Here is a 17,988-nt window from a genome sequence, read left to right on the forward strand (position 1 = left end):
ACAGGTACATATATCATGCGCGACAAGCTAGAGCAATTGGCCGGGGAATTGAAAGGCACGTTATACACAGACGATACGATGCGGACCCTTTATGCCACAGATGCTTCGGCATACCGCGAAATGCCCTTAGCAGTGGCGATTCCGGCCGATGAAGCAGATCTTAAAACACTGATCAGATTTGCACGTGAAAATAAAACATCACTGATACCGCGAACTGCCGGCACCTCCCTCGCCGGGCAGGTAGTAGGCAACGGTATCATCACCGATGTTTCCCGGACCTTTACAAAAATTCTGGAACTGAATAAAGAGGAAGGCTGGGTACGCGTACAACCAGGCGTTATCAGAGACGAACTGAATATGTTCCTCAAACCACACGGACTGTACTTCGGCCCTGAAACCTCCACCGCCAACAGAGCCATGATCGGCGGTATGGTGGGCAACAACTCCTGCGGTTCCAACTCCGTGGTATACGGCAGTACCCGCGAGCACCTGCTGGAAGTAAAAGCCCTCCTCAGCGATGGCCAGGAAGTTACCTTCGGTTCCATGGATGCGGAAACCTTCCACCAGAAATGCGAAGGCCCGGACACACTGGAAACACGCATCTATAAACAGATCCGTACCACGCTCAGCAATCATAACAACGCAGCTGAAATCAGGAAAGAGTTCCCTAAAAAGAGCATTCCACGCCGCAACACCGGCTATGCCGTAGACATGCTGCTGGAAACCAGCCCCTTCACCGCCGGCACAGAAGATTTCAACTTCTGCAAACTCATTGCGGGATCAGAAGGCACCCTGGCCTTCCTCACTGAAATAAAAATCCATGTAGACCCCATCCCTCCCAAAGAGGTGGGCCTGCTGTGCATACACTTCAATAATATCGATGAGTCGCTCCGCGCCAACGTGCTGGTAATGGACTTCAAACCCAGCGCCAGTGAGCTGATCGACCACTACATCCTGGAGTGCACAAAAGATAATATTGAGCAAAGCAAAAACCGCTTCTTCGTACAGGGAGATCCCGGCGCCATCCTGGTAGTGGAATTTTGTCGCAATACCCGCGAAGAAATTACCGCCATATGCGCACAAGTGGAAGCAAAGCTCCGCGAAGCTGGCCTGGGATACCACTTCCCGCTGCTCTTCGGGGACGACAGCAAAAAAATATGGGCACTGCGTAAAGCGGGACTCGGCTTACTCAGCAACCTGCCCGGCGATGAAAAAGCCGTGCCGGTAATCGAAGATACCGCCGTAGCCGTGGAAGACCTCCCCCACTTCATCCGTGATTTCAACGACATCCTGAAACAGTACGGTCTATACGCTGTACACTACGCCCATGCCGGCTCCGGTGAAATTCACCTCCGCCCTATCATCAACCTGAAAACAGTAGAAGGCAATCACCTCTTCCGCAAGATTGCCGAAGAAATTGCCACCCTGGTGAAGAAATACCATGGCTCCCTTTCCGGCGAACATGGCGATGGCCGCCTTCGTGGCGAGTTTATCAAACAAATGGTGGGTGATAAAAACTATGAACTGCTGCGGGAAATCAAATACACCTGGGACCCGGAAAACATCTTCAATCCCAACAAAATTGTGGATACGCCCAGCATGAACAGCATGCTGCGCTACGAGCCAGGACAGGCCGCGCCTACTATCAATACCATCTTTCACTTCCCGGAGCAAACCATTCTCCAGCATGCGGAACAGTGTAATGGTAGTGGCGACTGCCGTAAAACACAGCTCAGCGGCGGTACCATGTGCCCCAGCTACATGGCTACCCGCAACGAAAAGGATACTACCCGCGCCAGGGCCAATATCCTGCGCGAATTCCTCACCCATTCCAACAAGGAAAACCGCTTCGACCATAAAGAAATCTACGAAGTACTGGACCTCTGCCTGGCCTGTAAGGGTTGTAAGTCGGAGTGCCCGTCCAACGTGGATATGGCAAAGCTGAAAATGGAATTCCTCCAGCACTACTACGATGCCAACGGGGTACCGATGCGTGCCAACATGATCGGCAACTATTCCAGACTCAACGGACTGGCTGCTATCGCACCATCTATCTATAACAGTCTTGTAAAAAATCCACTAACGGGCAGCCTTATACGTAAATTCTCCGGGTTTGCACCTAAACGTTCACTGCCTACTTTGCATACTACCACCCTCCGGAACTGGTATACGCGCATATGGCCGTCTGAAAAGAAAGGCAAAACCGGCAGCCGCAAGGTGTACCTTTTCTGCGATGAGTTTACTAACTATAACGATACTACGATCGGTATCAAAGCAGTAAAACTGCTGCATAAGCTGGGTTATCAGGTGGAGATGATAGAGCATCCGGAGAGCGCCAGAGCGTATATGTCCAAAGGCCTGCTGCGCAAAGCGCGGGAAATTGCAGAAGACAATGTTCGCATTTTCCAGACTATCATCAACGAAAATACACCACTGCTGGGCGTGGAACCTTCTGCCATCCTGAGCTTCCGCGATGAATACCCTGACCTGGTACGGGACGGACTCCGCAAAGGTGCACAAGAACTCTCCAAACATGTGTACATGGTGGACGAGTTCCTCGCGATAGAAGCCGACAAAGGCAATATCACAGCTGCACAGTTTACTACCCGCACGCAACATATCAAATTACACGGCCACTGCCAGCAAAAAGCGCTGTCATCTGCCCTGCACAGTAAAAAAATACTGTCTATCCCGAGTAACTACTCCGTGGAAGTGATTCCATCCGGTTGCTGCGGTATGGCCGGGTCATTTGGATACGAGAAGGAACATTACGACCTGAGTATGCAAATTGGCGAGATGGTGCTGTTTCCTGCGGTGCGCAATGCTGCTTCCGGCACTATCATTGCGGCGCCGGGTACGAGTTGCCGCCACCAGGTGAAAGATGGTACCGGGGTAATTGCGAAACATCCGATTGAAATTTTGTTTGAATCACTCGCATAGTTTTCACCCGTGCCTGCGGCACGGGTGAAAACAAAAATTCCGGACCTATGGTCCGGAATTTTTGTTTTTGATAAGCTAGCGTAGTTTCCCCAAATATATTTCCGTTAAAAAGTGAAACTTCACCATGCCATTCACCTGGAATTTATCATAAATATCTTCCAGCTCCCGTAGCATAGCATCATGCTGTGGCCCTGACTCCGGTGCATAGGAGGCGGACAGTAACCGCCCTTTCAGCCCTTTGAAATCAAATTGCTGGGCATGTGTCAACTGCTTCAGCGCATACGTGGCGGGCGCAAAGAAAGCCTCCATTTGGGCAGGGGTAATATTTTTATGATTCACGGTGGCGTAGTCGGTGCCATATTTCCGCAGCAGCGCTTCGTAGGCATGTTCAAAAGGATGCTCCGTTTGACGCACATTCCAGATCAGCGCAACATAACTACCGGGCTTGCCTATACGAATAAATTCAGCTTTGGCAGCAGGCGCATCAAACCAATGGAAGGCTTGCCCTGCAACGATCAGATCCACACTGTCATCTGCCAGCGTAGTACGTTCAGCCGTGCCCGTTATAGGCTCAAACTGTGAGTAGGGCGAAAGTATTTTGATCATCTGCTCCCGCATCTCCCTGTTGGGCTCTACTGCATATACCTTATTACCTTGTTCCAGAAATGGTTCCGCAGAAATTCCCGTACCGGCGCCAATATCGGCCACCACGGTATCTTTGTGCAATACACCAACTTCTTTGAGAAACGGTATCAGGCTGTCCGGATAATGCGGACGATACTTTACATAATTTTCTACCCTTGAGCTGAATCTTTCTGTGTTTTTCATGATTATTCCCCGAGTCCTTTAGGTTTTTTGTCTTCGTTACCAAACTGCTCCAGTTCTGCCAGTTTTTTCTTACCGTAGGCCAGTTTGGTGATGAGTACGTATAATACCGGCACACTAAAGATAGCCACAAAAGTGGCAGCCAGCATCCCCCCTACCACGGTAAACCCGATGTTTACACGGGAGGCGGCGCCCGCACCTTTAGCGAAGCAAAGCGGCATTACCCCGAGGATAAATGCAAAGGAAGTCATCAGGATCGGGCGGAAACGGAGCTTTACCGCTTCCAGCGTGGCTTGCAGCAACGGCATCCCTCTGTCTACGCGCTCTTTACAGAACTCCACAATCAGGATGGCGTTTTTGGCCGACAACCCGATCAGGGTGATCAAACCAATCTGCGAGTACACGGAGTTTGCCTGTTTGGTGAGTGCCAGCGCACAGATGGAACCGAACAGTGCCACCGGTACCGCCAGGAGTACGGAAAATGGTACGGACCAGCTTTCATAAAGGGCCGTCAGCAACAGGAATACAAACAATATTGATAATCCGAAGATGAGGAGACTTTTATTACCGGCCTCAATTTCCTGCAACGATACGTTGGCCCACTCATAACCAAAGTTGGATGGCAGCACCTGCGCGGCCACTTCCTCCAGGGCTTTGATCGCATCCCCGGAACTATAGCCCTGTTGTGCATCCCCGTCGATTTCGATAGAGCGGTACAGGTTAAAGTGGTTGATTACCGGCGCACCGCCTCCTTTTTTACTGGAGATCAGCGCACTGAGTGGAATCATCTGGCCGGTGTTGTTACGCACATAATAAGTGGCCAGGTTATCAATGCTGGTACGATATAGCGAATCGGCCTGCAGCACTACGCGGAAGCTGCGGCTGAAGCGGGTAAAGTCGTTTACATACAATCCTCCGAGGAACGTTTGCAGTGCACCGAAAACATCGCTCACGGCCACTCCCAGCTGCTTACATTTATCCCTGTCCACTTCCACATTAAACTGCGGCGTATTGGCACTAAAGAAAGCGTAAGCACGGGCAATCTCCGGGCGCTGATTGGCTGCCATCAGGAACTGCCCCAGCACCTGGTTCAGCTGGGCCATATCCGGGTTACTTTTCTGTTCCATGATGAAGGAGAAACCACCGGAGTTACCTAAACCACGTAACGTAGGAGAAGGAATACAAATAACAGTAGCGCCTAAAATGCGGCCGGCCTTCCCTTGTATCCTGCCAACTACGGTTCCGATGTCGTCCCCGTGTGCATAGCGCTCGTCCCATGGTTTAAGACTCACGAAGAAAGTACCCGAGTTAGGTTTGGTAGCGTTGGCCACAAAGTTGATACCCGCAATGCCAAAGAAATGGCTCACGGCGCTGTCGGCCAGCAGTATCTGGTTAATCTGTTCTATCACTTCTTTAGTACGACCTGATGAAGAGGCGTCCGGTAACTCCAGGGCAATAAACAAAGCCCCCATATCTTCCTGAGGAACAAAGGTGGTAGGCGTTTTCTTAAAGAGATAACCGGCAACTGCAAATAAGCCGACCAGGATAATGAGTACGATCCAGGTTTGATGGATGGCATGTTTGACGCCGTTTCCATAGCGCTCTGTCACTTTTCCAAACCATACGTTGAATTTATAGAACAATTTATTTAAGCCATGTGATTCTTTTGTGAGATGGGCAGGCTTCAGCAGGATGGCTGTCAGTGCAGGCGTTAAGGTTAGCGCCAGGAATGCCGACAACAGCACGGAAAATGCGATCGTGAGGGCAAACTGCTGATACAAGCGCCCACTTACACCGGGAATAAATGCCACCGGCACAAACACCGCCGCCAGTATCAGGGCAATGGCGATTACCGGCGCCTGCACCTCTGACATGGCCTTGAACGTGGCTTCCCGCGGCGACATCAAATCCGCATCGATGTGATGCTGCACCGCCTCCACCACCACAATGGCATCATCCACCACGATACCGATCGCGAGTACGAAACCAAAGAGCGTGAGGGTATTGATGGAAAATCCGAGGAGCTGAAAGAAGATGAAGGTACCAATCAGGGATATCGGGATTACCAGCACAGGAATGAGGGTGGCCCGCCAGTTTTGCAGGAAGATGAACACCACAATCACTACCAGCAGCAAGGCTTCCAGGAATGTTTGAATTACTTCTTCGATGGAAATTCTTACGAAAGAAGTGGTTTCAAAGGGCACCAGCCACTGCATGTCTTCCGGAAATGATTTGGAGAGCTCCTCCATACGTGCGATTACGCGGTCGTTTACATCCAGGGCGTTGGCGCCGGGCGACAAATAAATCGCGGCACCCGAACCGGTTTTGCCATCTGCTTTCGCTTCGATAGCGTAGGTGAAGGAGCCCAGGTTGATGCGGGCTACATCACGGAGTCGCACCAACGAACCATTTTGACTGCGGCGGATTACGATGTTTCCAAACTCCTCAGAAGTAGCCAGGCGGCCTTTCACACTAACGGTATATTCAAAAGCCTGGTGTTTATCGATTGGCGGTGCGCCTACGCTACCTGCGGGCACCTGTTGGTTTTGCTCTGTGATGGCTGCGGCCACATCTCCGGCAGTAAGGCCGAGGGCGGCCAGCTTATCCGGGTTGAGCCAGATACGCATACTATAGTCCTGGGAAAAGGCATTTACATCCCCTACTCCGGACAAGCGCGCCAGCTCAGGTTTGAGGTAAATATTTACGTAGTTATCGAGGAATTCGCGGCTATGTGAGCCTTTGGGCGAGTTCACTGCGATTACCATCAACATATCATTGGAACGCTTCTTCACGGTAACGCCTACACGACGTACTTCATCCGGCGTACTGGGCAACGCCAGACTCACGCGGTTTTGTACGTCCAGGGTGGAGATATCGGGGTCTGTGCCGAGGTTGAAGGTAACGGTAAGACTCATAGATCCATCGTTGGCGCTCACACTCTGAATATACATGGCGCCGGGGGTACCGTTTACCTGGTTTTCGATGGGAGTGGTTACCGTTTCTTCTACCGTGGTGGAGTTGGCGCCCACGTAACTGGCACGTACATCCGTTACGGGCGGAGCAATATCCGGCAGCTGCGCGATCGGTAGATTAAACATACAGATCAAACCTACAATCACGATGAGTATAGCAATTACGATCGTAGTATTCTTGCGCTCTATAAAGGTTTTCGAAATCATGCTGTGAATGCAGTTTTGATGATTTATTTACCGGCAGGAGCTTTTGTGGCAGCAGGTGGCGGTGTGGCACCGGCAATGTTTACCGTATCTCCTGGTCTTACTTTCTGCAGGCCATCCACGACTATTCTATCGCCCACGTTCAATCCGGATCTGATCAGCAGCATAGTATCTGCCTGGGGTCCGGGATCAATCCCTTTTTGCTGGATGACGTTGTCTTTATTAATGAGCATTACGCTTGTTTCAGAAAGGTTTTGTATGATGGCTTTTGCCGGAATGGCGACTTGTGTGGGTGCTGTATTGTATTCCATGATCACTACCAGGCTCATACCGGAGGTAAGGAGTCTGTCCTTGTTGGCAAACTGCAAACGCACTTTTACGGTACCTGTAGCTTGGTCTACAGTATTATTAATCGTGATGAGTTCACCTGTTTCATTGTAACGTTCTCCGTTGGTGAATTGCAGGTGGAACTTGATATCACCAGGGTTTACTTTGAGTTTCGTAAACTCCTGGACACGGGACTGGGACACGTCGAAGTCCACAAACATCGGTTGCTCGTTTACCACGGTGTTGATCAGCGTTTGGCCGGCATTTACGATATCTCCTACTTTAATGAGGACGATACCAATTTTACCACTCACGGGCGCTTTGATCAGGGAGTGGTTCACATCCGTACCTGCGCGGGCTACGGCTGCCTGTGCGGCTGCCAGATTAGCTTTAGCGGTAAGCATGGCGGTGTAGGCCTGATCAACTGTTTGTTTGGATATGGCGTCGTGCTCGAGGAGGTTTTTATAGCGTTCGTAGTCACGTTCTTTCTGTGCCAGGTCGGCCTCTGCCTGCTGGCGGGTGGCGGCGGACTGGTCCAGGGCGGCCGTGTAGCGACTCCTTTCAATTTCGTAAAGTACCTCTCCTTTCTGTACATCAGCGCCATCGGGTACTTTGATGGCATCGAGGAAGCCGGTAACATCCGCACGGATTTCCACGATATTATTGGCCGTAAGGGTTGCCGGGAACTTCTCCGAAACCGTGTAGGAGCCAGCCTGTACAACGTATGGCACCACTGTAGCTTTCATCTGACCCATCATAGCTGCCTGCTGATTCTTCTTTCCTCCTCCGCAAGCGCTGAGGATTACTGCTGATGAAAACAGAAGTATGTTCGAATATTTGTTAAGATACATATGGAGAAGAAATTACGATTGACGAATTACTTGATTTTACCCATGGCCTTATCCAGATCAGTTTTGCTGACGAGGATGTTGAGCAATGCGGTGATATAGTCTACCCTGGCCTGCGTCAGTTCATTTTCGGCAGATAGTACATCCAGGCTGGTGCTAACACCCTGATCATATTTATATACTACTCTGTCGTAAATACCCTGGGTGAGATCCATATTTTTCTTGGCGGTAGCAAAATTGTCTCTGTTATTCAGGTAGAGTGTATTGGCCTGCTTCACTTCGTTGCTGATGGACTGAACGAGGTAATCGAGGTCGTTACGGGATTTTTCGACGGTGATTTTATTTTGTCTGATCAGGTGGAGGCGTTCTGTACCTGTAAAAATGGGCCAGTTGAGTGTTAACCCCAGTACGGAGGCGCCGAATCCGGTTTTATACAGATCTCCAAAGTCTGTTGAAAAATAGTTCCAGCCATAGTTCACGAAAGCGGAAAGCTGCGGCAGGTATTTCATTTTCGTGCTTTTAAGCTGGAGCTCATTGAGTGCAATCTGTGTGGTTTGCATACTGTACTCGATGCGGTCTTCAGCTTTATAATCGACGGTATCAGCGAGGTAAAGTTCCCCGTTAAAATCATCCACTGATTCAGTGAGGGTCAGTTGAGTTTCCTGGGGCATACCCATTTGAAATTTGAGTAACTGTAATCCATATACGAGGGTACGTATCTGGTTGGTTACCAGGGTAACCGTATTATTATATGATACCTGGATACGGTCTACATCAATTCTTTCGGCTACGCCCTCGTCATAACGATGACGGGTATCTTCCAGTGTTTTGGTAAGCTGTTGAAGATTTGACTTTGTCAGCCGGATATTTTCCTTATCTGTAAGCACCGCAAAATAGGCTTTGGTAATGGCTACGGTGGTTTGGATATTGGTTTGGGTAAGACTTTTCTTTGACAGGTCGGTATACACCCTGGAGGCTTTGAGACCGAGGAAGTAGTCGCTGTTAAAGATCACCTGGTCCAGCTGCCCGGTTAACGCAGATGCGTACCTGGTACCGAATTGCACCGGGATCTTCACATCATAGTTCCCATTTGCGATATCGGGGATCAGGGAGGTTGCCAGTTTCATATTGTCGTTGAAAGAGGCAGATATATTGCCGTGTGGCAGGAGTTTACCGGTAGCCTCCTTCACCTGTTCTTCAGAAAAATTGACATCAAGGTGCGCATTCACCACATCGCGGTGGTGTTGCAGTCCATATTTGATACAATCTTCCAGGTTGAAGGCGTAGGAAGCGCCTTTAGCGGTATCTGCCTGTCCGAAAACAGACTGAAATCCTGTAATAAGCAGAAGAGATAACAGCAATTGGTTGCCACGCATATTAAATCATTGACGGTCTATGACGATTGTTAGGTAGATAACAATAAAATGTTGAAAATGTTGACGGAAGAAAATGTGGCATGAGGCAGAAAGGGTTACTTTGGGGGATACTTTGTATATTGCCGGTACGAAGCTTATAAAGATACGCTCCTATTATGTCAATGTCTGTTATTAAGGAACCCAAATCTGAACAGCGGGAGCTGGAACTGGTGCGCATTGCTCACTTCAGTGATGCTGTTTTTGCGGTTTCCATTGTCCTGTTGATCCTGGATATTAAGTTACCTGAGATCCCTGATGCTGTACCTGTAGCCGATTACATGAACTACCTGCGTCCCATGACGATGCAGGCGCTGGTGTTTGTAGCTACTTTTATTTTTATGGTTAATTTCTGGCGGCGTCACCTGCAGTTATTCCGGTTATTGCATCACCAGGATAACGGGTTGGTCACCAGGAACCTGTTTTTCCTGTTTTTCATCATCACTTTTCCTTTTGCGGCCCGGGCGATGGTGCATATTCAGCCACACTTTATCCTGCCGCTGTTTATTTATCTCTGCAACCTGGCTGGCTGCCTGGCTGCCATGTTCTGGATGGCCTACTATGCGTTTCAAAAGAAACCATCCATTACAGCCCCGGGGCATTATACCGAAAAAGAGATTATGTATCAGCGGTACAAGTATAATTTCCTGACGATGGCCACCGGGTTCACGGTGATTTCCATGGTTTATTTCTTCTTTCCGGATAATGTACATTATCAATATCTGAGTTATTGGATTATCCCGGCATTGGCTTTGTTCAATTATTTCCGGTTAAAAATCAAGAAGCGTAACACGTTACGGGCCGTGCATATTGTAGATAAACAAGTGTAGTGTCCTGTCGTATTTTATCACCAGATCTAACAACGCATGCCAGAGGTAGATAAAAAGGAAGCCAGCATACTCCACCGGGCCATTGCGGAATGGCAGCACCAGTCACTGATCAGTGAGGATCAGGCCAGGCAGCTGAATGAAACCGTGAAGGTTCGCACCACGGACTGGCAAACTATCGCATTATATATATTCATTGCTGCCGTTTCCTGTGCACTGATGGCCTTTGGCTCTCTGGTGCTGGATGAGAAATGGATAGAGATACTGCGGAAAAAATTCAGTCTCACCGACGGTGTGATTGCTTTCCTCTTTGCGGCCGTTACGGTAGCCCTTTGCTACCATGGCTGGCGTAAAAAGCGCCATGAGCTTGGATTTTCGTTTAACCGTGAACTTTTCTGGCTGCTACCGGTGCTCAGTACAGGCGTTACCGTGGTATATCTGGGCAAGTCCATGGACTACCTGGATGGTAATTACGGTGCCTTCTGGCTGCTGGCAACGGTTATCTATGGCGTACTGGCGTTGGCGTTACACTCCCGCTTACTATGGGTGACCATGCTGCTATCGCTGATACCGGCTTATGTAAAGCTCACCTATTATATAACGGATGATGCCCCCTTTTTCCTGGGCATGAACCTCCCCTGCCGCATGGCGGTACTGGGCGCCCTGCTGGTACTCACGGGCGTACTGGTAAGGAATTCCCGTTTATATGCGCCTATCAAGGATATTACCCGCAGTGGCGGCTGGCTGCTCTTTTTGCTGTCTGGCTGGCTGATTTCGATTTTTGGGAATACCGCCTCCTGGTCGGAATGGCAGCAGTTACGGCAGGTACATCTGCTGTTCTGGGTGTTTGCGTTTACAGCGCAATGTATTCTGACTTTCCTCTGGGGCCTGAAACGTAAAGATCCCATGATCCGCGATATGGGCATCATCTTCTTTCTCCTGAACTTATATACCCGCTATTTTGAATACCTGTGGGACCGCACCAACAAAGGATTGTTCTTCGCCATACTGGCGTTGAGCTTCTGGGGGCTGGGGCGGCTGATTGAACGCCGTTTCAGTAAAAAGTAATGGGGATGTATTACCCAGCGGTGTAGAGACGCCTTGAAGGCGTCTCCCCGCTTAAGTCTCCTCCACAATCTCCGCTACCATCAATTTCCTGGATTTAGCGGAGATTGTCGTTTGAGAGACGCCTCCAAGGCGTCTCTACGCTGCCAGTTATCATTGCTCCAATCCTATCTCACTACCTGTTGCATCGCCACTCCATACCTACCGGTATCGAGTACACTCCATTCGTAATTGCCGATCATCCAGCTGCGCAACACAGCTACATAGCGAATCAGCTCATAATTAAGCGGCACATCTTCATGCGGGAGTAACTTTTCCAATACCAGGAAGATGGCCAGTTCTTCGTTATGCATACGGGTGGCTTCCGCTACGGCTTCCTGTAGTGGAAGGTTTTGTTCGTGCTGTAGTACCAGCACCAGATTATGTACATCGCCTGCTTTGGATTCTTTTGTACAGGAGATGATATCGTTTGCCCAGCAAACGATATTATTACATGCCAGGATCATCCGTTGGAGAATGGAATTTTCCAGGAGTTCCCCGGGCAGGTAAATTTTCTCAATGATGTCGATAGCCTCCACATCTGCGAAGAGGGCGCCGGTAAAGGGGCGCATACGTACGTAGTCCTTTACGGATGGTATTCTGCCGGCTTCACGGTTTTCTGCTTCCCAGATACAGGAGTTAAAGTAATCCTCCATACTCCGGATGAAGCGCAGGCGCCAGGCGGGTTTGCTGATGGCGCGCATGCGTTCCCAGATATCGGATAATGAAGCAGGCAAAGGGCCGGCATCTTCCAGACTAAATACCTTATTGGTGTGGAAGATATCCATCAGGCCGGCCATGATGGTGCGGAGGTAATCAGATTTTTTACCTGCTGTATTCTCGTCGCACTGATCGTCGAGCAAAAACAGCCAGGTATTAAAGTCGGCAATGAGGCAAAGTTCCGGGAAGGGTGCATCAGGAAAGGCGCGTGCTGCCAGCCATGCGAAGCGCGCCTTGTTGAATTTGAACAGTGCTCTTTCGTCGGTGATAAGGTCAAATTTTTGTACCCATTGTTGTATATGGGCTTGCGCATCTTCGGCGCGGGCATTCACGCGGGATGGAAACGGATACTTCAATTGCGGAAGGTGGATTAGATTCATGTGCCTCATTGTTTAAAAGTTAACATATTATGGTTTAGAGAATGTAGGGTGACGGCAACGGTCGTGCGGCCGCTGTGCAGTAGCATAGTAAGGATCGGACAGGCATGCAGGTGTTAGTCGCCGGCGAAAGCCGCGATAGTTATTCGGTTAACAGTTAAAACGATACAGTTAAAATTCAGCCGTTTTTGCTTACAGGTAGTGGCATATGCACCCGTATACGAAGCAACCGGGTGAATGGTTGCTTCTATCATCCCACTGCTGGTTGCAGCAGGAATATCTCAAGGGCAAAACTAACTGCGCTGGCACAGGTAACATCTAAAGTTTGGCAAAACCGGTGCTTTATGCTTTTACTTCGTTGATGGTCGTATTGAGGTGTTGCAATACCATTGGTAATGCGCGATGAAACCAGACAGTAAAACTATCCGGCTCTGTTTCCATCCTGGTGAGGATTTCATCGGCAGACATATACAGGTAGCTGTTTACTTCTGTAGTATCTGCTTCAACAGGACCATTATAGGTGCCTACAAACACATGATCAAGCTCATGCTCCGTAAGGCCATTATCGAAAACATTTTTATACATGAAAGAAAATATCTCCTGCAGCGGGCAGTCGAATCCCATTTCCTCCCGAAGGCGGCGATGTGCCGCATCCAGCGTAGTTTCTCCCGGGTAAGGGTGACTACAGCAGGTGTTAGTCCATAATCCTCCTGAATGATACTTATCCAACGCACGTTGCTGTATCAGGATTTCTCCGGCATCATTGACTATAAATACAGAGAAAGCGCGGTGCAGCAACCCTTTTTCATGGGCTTCCATTTTTTCCATTGCGCCAATGGCCTCGTCGGATTCGTTTACAAGAATAACTTCAGGATGTTTCATAGCGCAACAAAGATATTTTAATTATGCTTTCAGCATGCAGTTAAGCAGATTTTTTTGCCGCTGAAATCCAGACTGGTTTAAATGATCGCATTAATGGTTACTCTTTTAAATATACGATATTAATCATAAAATGAGCAAATATTTACATGGGTGATCATCCTGCGGAATGGCCGCAGCAGGCCGCTCCCGGAATGACAATACCATGAAACACAAATGCCGTACCTTTGCGCTATGGCTGAAGATTTAAAAGTAGCAACCGGAAATAAAGCGGAACAGTATATTTCCCTGATTCCGCAGATCACAGGATTAATAGACGGAGAGCCCGATCTGATCGCAAACCTCGCCAACATTGCAGGTGCGCTGAAAGAACAATTCAACTGGTTTTGGGTAGGTTTTTACCTCGTAAAACAAGATCAGCTGGTACTGGGCCCCTTCCAGGGACCAATTGCCTGCACGCGCATCCGTAAAGGTAAAGGTGTTTGCGGCACCAGCTGGGAACAGGCACAAACGCTGATTGTACCGGACGTGGAAGCATTTCCCGGACATATCGCCTGCAGCAGCCTGTCCCGTTCCGAAATTGTAGTGCCCATTATCCGCGACGGTGTGGTGAAAGGCGTACTGGACGTAGACAGCGAGCATTTATCCCAATTCGACGAAACCGATAAATTATACCTGGAGCAGATTGTGGCATTAATTTCGATGTAAAGGACAAGCATTTTAATTGTAATCTTTATTCGAAACCGCTTATGTTTTTTTTCCGTAAAAAAAATGCATCTGATGCCAACGTCAGCGCTTTGCTGGCATTTATGGGGACAGACCTGCATTCCCACCTGCTGCCCGCAGTAGATGATGGTGTGCAGGATGTGGATACCAGCCTTCATTTTATCACGGCTTTACAGGAAATGGGCATCCGCCAGATTATTACGACGCCGCATGTAATGATGGATCGATTTCCCAATTCCGCTGCAACCCTCGCCGCCCCTTACCAGCAGGTAGCCCAGGCCCTGCAGGCCGCAGGAAACCCAATTTCGTTCAGGCATGCCGGTGAGTATTACCTGGATGAATCCCTCCCCCAGCTGTTACAACAGCCTTTAATGAAAGTATTCGACAACGTGGTACTGGCAGAAATGTCGTTCATGTCGGCCCCGCCTCAGATCTTTCAATGGCTGTTTGATATCCAGGCAGCGGGCTACCAGGTGCTGATGGCACACCCCGAAAGGTATAGCTACTACCACCAGCACCCGGAAATGTATGCCCGTTTCAAGGAACGTGGCTGTATGCTGCAGGTGAATCTCTTATCTCTCACCGGCTATTATGGTAAACATATAAAACTGGCTGCTGAATACCTGTTACAGAAAGGCCTGGCCGACTACATAGGTACAGACCTCCATCACCATAAGCATTTACAGGCTATCCAGGACATAGCGAATAATAAAAAACTCCGGGCAGTACTCGATACTTATCCATTCCGGAATAATACTATTCCGATGGCTAACGTACCAGTGTAACCGTCCCCGTTTGTTTCCTCGCCTGCTGGCGGCTATCGGTATAGGTGAGTATCCACACATACACCTGGGCCTGCGCCTTTTTGCCACGATACATGCCATCCCAGCCGCCTTCAGGATCACGGGTTTCAAATGTCAGCTCGCCCCAGCGACTATATACTGCCAGCCGGAAATCCGTTACGGCATCATGCACCTTGGCGCGGAACACATCATTCTGTCCGTCCAGGTTGGGTGAAAAGGCAGTAGGCATAAATACCGCGCACTCCCGTATGTAGCGTATCAGGCTTGAATCGGTGTTTATCTCACAGTTATTTTTGTCTTTTATCTGGAGATGATAATCGCCCGCATCCAGGCCGTTCCATAGGCTGTCGGCCTGCCAGGGGCCATATTGCAGCCGGTAGGTATACGGCGCAGTACCGCCGGTGCCGCTGAGCACAATCTTCCCGTCTGTCACATCAGTACAACTCACATGGTGAATTTTAACGCGGCTAAACTGCAGTGCATCCGGCTGCGGCAACACTGCCGTGGCACTCATCATACAGCCTACAGCGTCTGTGGCAGCATAACGGTAATTACCGGCTTTCAACCCGTCATACACACTGTCCTGGCTAAACGTTCCATTTGCGAATGCAAACTCAAACGGCCCTACGCCATTTTGCGGATGTAAAGTAATGGCGCCATTGGCATCTCCATAACATAAAGGCATATCAGGCATTGCTTTTACCTCCAGCGTGTAGGCTTCCACGTTAGCTACCGCTGTTACACTGGTTCCGTTGGCGGATCGTACGGTAACACTATACTGCCCTTCAGCCAGGTTAGCGATGGTGGCGGAATGCTCTCCATGCTGCTGCCATTCATAGGTGTATGGCGGCTTTCCGCCGGTGGCAATTACCGTCAGCTTTCCCGTACTTTTACCTTTGCAGGTAGGCTGGATGGCAAAGGTCACGTTGGGCGCCTGCGCCAGGCTGGGCGATAAATGATCCACCAGCGCACCTGCATAGCTTTTGCCGGGGCAGGACGGCGGCAGGTATGACATCAGCAGGATATAGTTATAGTCCTTTGCCGGCCGCATGTTAGCGGTATATCGCTGCCATTGTTCGTGGGTGAAAGTGCCGGACTGCCAGAGTAATTCGCCCTGTTCTGTGGGGCTGTTGGTACCGTAAACGGCCATGGTGCCGGTACATAAAGTTAAGGTGTCATAGTGTACAGGAAATGCAAGATCAAAGGATAGCTGATAAGTGCTGCCAGCTTTAAGCGGCGTGGGTAACTGCTGGGAAATTCCTTCCTGCCAGCGGTTTCCAATAATAAAGCCTGCATAGGTTTTACCATCAGATGCAGGCAGCGTAATTCCATAGTTTCCGGGCTGGGTATCGGGCGATTGAAAAGCTCTGTACCAGGGGACCGGTACGTTACCAGCCTTGGGGGGCCCTTCTATCGAAGGGTTACCCAGGCTGATGTCCTGTGCGAAGGACGGGTTGTTGTTCAATAATGCCACGGCTACCATCGCCGTGAGGGTTTTCAATAATTGCATGTTTAATTAATACGTTAACAATAGGGGCGCTATACCACCAATGTAAGCGGTGGCACCACCGTATTGGCTTTCACGCGTGCAAAGCGTGTTACCACTGCACCGGCGCCAATCACTACCCCTTTTTCTATATGTGCCCCGCCACCTATGTAGGCGTTGGGAGCTATATGTGCATAGTCTTCAATAATAGCATCATGATCAACCACTGCACCCGCATTGATAATCACATGGGCACCCAGCTGCACATTCGCCTGCACTACTGCCCGGGCCAGTACTACCGTGCCGGCACCCGGACTAACGCTCGCGTCTACACTGGCATCTGCATGCACAAAAGTGCCAAATGAATGTGCCACCGTATCTGCCAGTCGCTGACGTACGGTGTTGTTCCCAATCGCAATTACCATGGCTGCCTCCGGAAAAGCATCCCCGCGGTAAGGCATCACATCGGTATCAGTGGTTTCCTGGTCATCAAAAAAGCAGCGCACCTCATGGTTATGATCCCTGACTAAAGCGGACACCACACGTGCGTGACCGCCAGCGCCATATATAACTACTTCTTTTTTCATACAGCAACGGATTTTGTCATCAATTTATTTTTCATGGCCACATAAATTCCTGCTAAAGGCAGGCAGGCAACGAGCAGCGTGGTAATAAAATCCCAGTGGGTATTCAGCAACATCACATCAATCGCCAGTTGCAGCATGGCGTAGCCGGCGCTCACGATCAGGTGCGGCACCCGCTGGTCGTTGGCCAGTATCTGATAAAAATGCAGGCGGTGCGCCTCAAAAATATTCTGCTTCAGCAGCAGGCGGTGGATAATGGTCAGCACCGTATCGCAGCCATACACGGCTAATACCAATATATATTTTATTTCGCCGCTTTGCCAGATCAGGCTGAGGATCAGCAAGGCCAGCCAGCATCCCAGGGATACACTGCCTACATCGCCGGCGAAACAGCGGGCCCTGGTACGGAAGTTAAAGAACAGAAATACCAGGCAGGCCAGTATCGGACAAATGATAAAAGCGCTGTCCGTAAACGTATGCACGTAGGTGTTAATGTACCATAGGGAAAGGAAGGCCACCAGGCTGTACAATCCGGTAATGCCATTAATGCCGTCCATGAAATTATACGCATTGATGATGCCGATGATGAGCACCACGCTCAGGCCTATCAGCCACGCGGGCCAGGCCCCAAAAGCCCCCATCCCATAAAGGATCAGCGCTACGGAAATCAATTGCACCAGCAGGCGCACCTTGCTGCTCAGGCTACTCACGTCATCAGCAAAACTGATGGCGCTGATGAGCACCAGGCCACCAATGGTATACCAGGAAACACCGTTGAAAAACAGCACATAGGTGATAGCTGCCAGTGGAAATACAATACCACCACCGCGGATAGTCACCTCGGTATGCGAGCTGCGCTGATTAGGCTTATCGATGATATTGAGCCGGTCAGCCAGCTTGAAATAGCCCAGCATGGCCACCAGTAAAATAGTGATAATGATAAGATAGGTCATA

General features: G+C 49.7%; 14 protein-coding genes. 5 read left to right on the top strand and 9 right to left on the bottom strand.

Annotated features, from left to right (window positions below):
* Positions 1-15 precede the first annotated feature (15 nt).
* Positions 16-2,940 (top strand): FAD-binding and (Fe-S)-binding domain-containing protein, encoded by a 2,925-nt coding sequence (locus KW844_RS05320; protein ID WP_218375680.1) that lies wholly within the window; start codon positions 16-18, stop codon positions 2,938-2,940.
* Positions 2,941-3,015: 75 nt separating this feature from the next.
* On the opposite strand, the gene KW844_RS05325 is transcribed toward KW844_RS05320, so the two are convergent.
* Genes KW844_RS05325 through KW844_RS05340 form a run of 4 tightly spaced genes read right to left on the bottom strand, consistent with a single transcriptional unit; the run spans position 3,016 to position 9,492 of the window.
* Positions 3,016-3,768, bottom strand: coding sequence for a class I SAM-dependent methyltransferase (locus KW844_RS05325; RefSeq protein WP_218375681.1), 753 nt, complete (start codon positions 3,766-3,768; stop codon positions 3,016-3,018).
* Positions 3,769-3,770: 2 nt separating this feature from the next.
* The gene (locus KW844_RS05330) at positions 3,771-6,944 is read right to left on the bottom strand and encodes an efflux RND transporter permease subunit (RefSeq protein WP_218375682.1); all 3,174 of its coding nucleotides are present in this window, start codon (positions 6,942-6,944) and stop codon (positions 3,771-3,773) included.
* A 23-nt stretch (positions 6,945-6,967) separates the two neighbouring features.
* A complete protein-coding gene (locus KW844_RS05335; protein WP_218375683.1) occupies positions 6,968-8,119 on the bottom strand; it encodes an efflux RND transporter periplasmic adaptor subunit in 1,152 nt (383 codons plus the stop codon).
* Positions 8,120-8,145: 26 nt separating this feature from the next.
* Positions 8,146-9,492 carry a TolC family protein gene (locus KW844_RS05340; protein ID WP_218375684.1) on the bottom strand — a complete coding sequence of 449 codons (1,347 nt, stop codon included), beginning with the start codon at positions 9,490-9,492 and terminating at the stop codon, positions 8,146-8,148.
* 161 nt (positions 9,493-9,653) lie between these two features.
* Between KW844_RS05340 and KW844_RS05345 the strand changes: the two genes are divergently transcribed.
* Complete coding sequence (locus KW844_RS05345; RefSeq protein WP_218375685.1) at positions 9,654-10,358, top strand: TMEM175 family protein; 705 nt, start codon at positions 9,654-9,656, stop codon at positions 10,356-10,358.
* 36 nt (positions 10,359-10,394) lie between these two features.
* The gene (locus tag KW844_RS05350; RefSeq protein WP_218375686.1) at positions 10,395-11,423 is read left to right on the top strand and encodes a hypothetical protein; all 1,029 of its coding nucleotides are present in this window, start codon (positions 10,395-10,397) and stop codon (positions 11,421-11,423) included.
* 164 nt (positions 11,424-11,587) lie between these two features.
* Here KW844_RS05350 and KW844_RS05355 read toward each other — a convergent pair whose 3' ends face one another.
* Both KW844_RS05355 and idi read right to left on the bottom strand, forming a co-directional pair.
* Positions 11,588-12,559 (bottom strand): hypothetical protein, encoded by a 972-nt coding sequence (locus KW844_RS05355; protein WP_218375687.1) that lies wholly within the window; start codon positions 12,557-12,559, stop codon positions 11,588-11,590.
* Positions 12,560-12,898: 339 nt separating this feature from the next.
* A complete protein-coding gene (gene idi, locus KW844_RS05360) occupies positions 12,899-13,438 on the bottom strand; it encodes an isopentenyl-diphosphate Delta-isomerase (protein ID WP_218375688.1) in 540 nt (179 codons plus the stop codon).
* A 231-nt stretch (positions 13,439-13,669) separates the two neighbouring features.
* Here idi and KW844_RS05365 point away from each other — a divergent pair, with 231 nt between their 5' ends.
* Together KW844_RS05365 and KW844_RS05370 are read left to right on the top strand one after the other, a co-directional pair.
* On the top strand, positions 13,670-14,143 hold the full coding sequence (locus KW844_RS05365; protein WP_218375689.1) for a GAF domain-containing protein: 474 nt from the start codon (positions 13,670-13,672) through the stop codon (positions 14,141-14,143).
* Positions 14,144-14,184: 41 nt separating this feature from the next.
* Positions 14,185-14,946 carry a tyrosine-protein phosphatase gene (locus KW844_RS05370; RefSeq protein ID WP_218375690.1) on the top strand — a complete coding sequence of 254 codons (762 nt, stop codon included), beginning with the start codon at positions 14,185-14,187 and terminating at the stop codon, positions 14,944-14,946.
* Here KW844_RS05370 and KW844_RS05375 read toward each other — a convergent pair.
* From KW844_RS05375 to KW844_RS05385, 3 genes are read right to left on the bottom strand one after another with little or no spacing between them, the layout of a single operon-like run.
* Positions 14,930-16,474, bottom strand: coding sequence for a gliding motility-associated C-terminal domain-containing protein (locus tag KW844_RS05375; protein ID WP_218375691.1), 1,545 nt, complete (start codon positions 16,472-16,474; stop codon positions 14,930-14,932). The two genes, KW844_RS05370 and KW844_RS05375, sit on opposite strands and share 17 nt — an antisense overlap.
* 29 nt (positions 16,475-16,503) lie before the next feature.
* A complete protein-coding gene (locus tag KW844_RS05380; RefSeq protein WP_218375692.1) occupies positions 16,504-17,037 on the bottom strand; it encodes a hypothetical protein in 534 nt (177 codons plus the stop codon).
* Positions 17,034-17,987, bottom strand: coding sequence for a glycosyltransferase family 4 protein (locus tag KW844_RS05385; protein WP_218375693.1), 954 nt, complete (start codon positions 17,985-17,987; stop codon positions 17,034-17,036). The genes KW844_RS05380 and KW844_RS05385 overlap by 4 nt, the downstream gene beginning before the upstream one ends.
* Position 17,988 lies beyond the last annotated feature (1 nt).

Origin of the sequence: Chitinophaga sp. sic0106 (assembly GCF_019219075.1) — a bacterium.
Classification (GTDB): Bacteria; Bacteroidota; Bacteroidia; order Chitinophagales; family Chitinophagaceae; genus Chitinophaga.

What these genes read in the sequence shown, in the direction of transcription:
- KW844_RS05320 (WP_218375680.1), top strand. Translation starts at nt 16, where the DNA reads ATGCGCGACAAGCTAGAGCAATTGGCCGGGGAATTGAAAGGCACGTTA.
- KW844_RS05325 (WP_218375681.1), bottom strand. Translation starts at nt 3,768, where the DNA reads ATGAAAAACACAGAAAGATTCAGCTCAAGGGTAGAAAATTATGTAAAG.
- KW844_RS05330 (WP_218375682.1), bottom strand. Translation starts at nt 6,944, where the DNA reads ATGATTTCGAAAACCTTTATAGAGCGCAAGAATACTACGATCGTAATT.
- KW844_RS05335 (WP_218375683.1), bottom strand. Translation starts at nt 8,119, where the DNA reads ATGTATCTTAACAAATATTCGAACATACTTCTGTTTTCATCAGCAGTA.
- KW844_RS05340 (WP_218375684.1), bottom strand. Translation starts at nt 9,492, where the DNA reads ATGCGTGGCAACCAATTGCTGTTATCTCTTCTGCTTATTACAGGATTT.
- KW844_RS05345 (WP_218375685.1), top strand. Translation starts at nt 9,654, where the DNA reads ATGTCTGTTATTAAGGAACCCAAATCTGAACAGCGGGAGCTGGAACTG.
- KW844_RS05350 (WP_218375686.1), top strand. Translation starts at nt 10,395, where the DNA reads ATGCCAGAGGTAGATAAAAAGGAAGCCAGCATACTCCACCGGGCCATT.
- KW844_RS05355 (WP_218375687.1), bottom strand. Translation starts at nt 12,559, where the DNA reads ATGAATCTAATCCACCTTCCGCAATTGAAGTATCCGTTTCCATCCCGC.
- idi (WP_218375688.1), bottom strand. Translation starts at nt 13,438, where the DNA reads ATGAAACATCCTGAAGTTATTCTTGTAAACGAATCCGACGAGGCCATT.
- KW844_RS05365 (WP_218375689.1), top strand. Translation starts at nt 13,670, where the DNA reads ATGGCTGAAGATTTAAAAGTAGCAACCGGAAATAAAGCGGAACAGTAT.
- KW844_RS05370 (WP_218375690.1), top strand. Translation starts at nt 14,185, where the DNA reads ATGTTTTTTTTCCGTAAAAAAAATGCATCTGATGCCAACGTCAGCGCT.
- KW844_RS05375 (WP_218375691.1), bottom strand. Translation starts at nt 16,474, where the DNA reads ATGCAATTATTGAAAACCCTCACGGCGATGGTAGCCGTGGCATTATTG.
- KW844_RS05380 (WP_218375692.1), bottom strand. Translation starts at nt 17,037, where the DNA reads ATGAAAAAAGAAGTAGTTATATATGGCGCTGGCGGTCACGCACGTGTG.
- KW844_RS05385 (WP_218375693.1), bottom strand. Translation starts at nt 17,987, where the DNA reads ATGACCTATCTTATCATTATCACTATTTTACTGGTGGCCATGCTGGGC.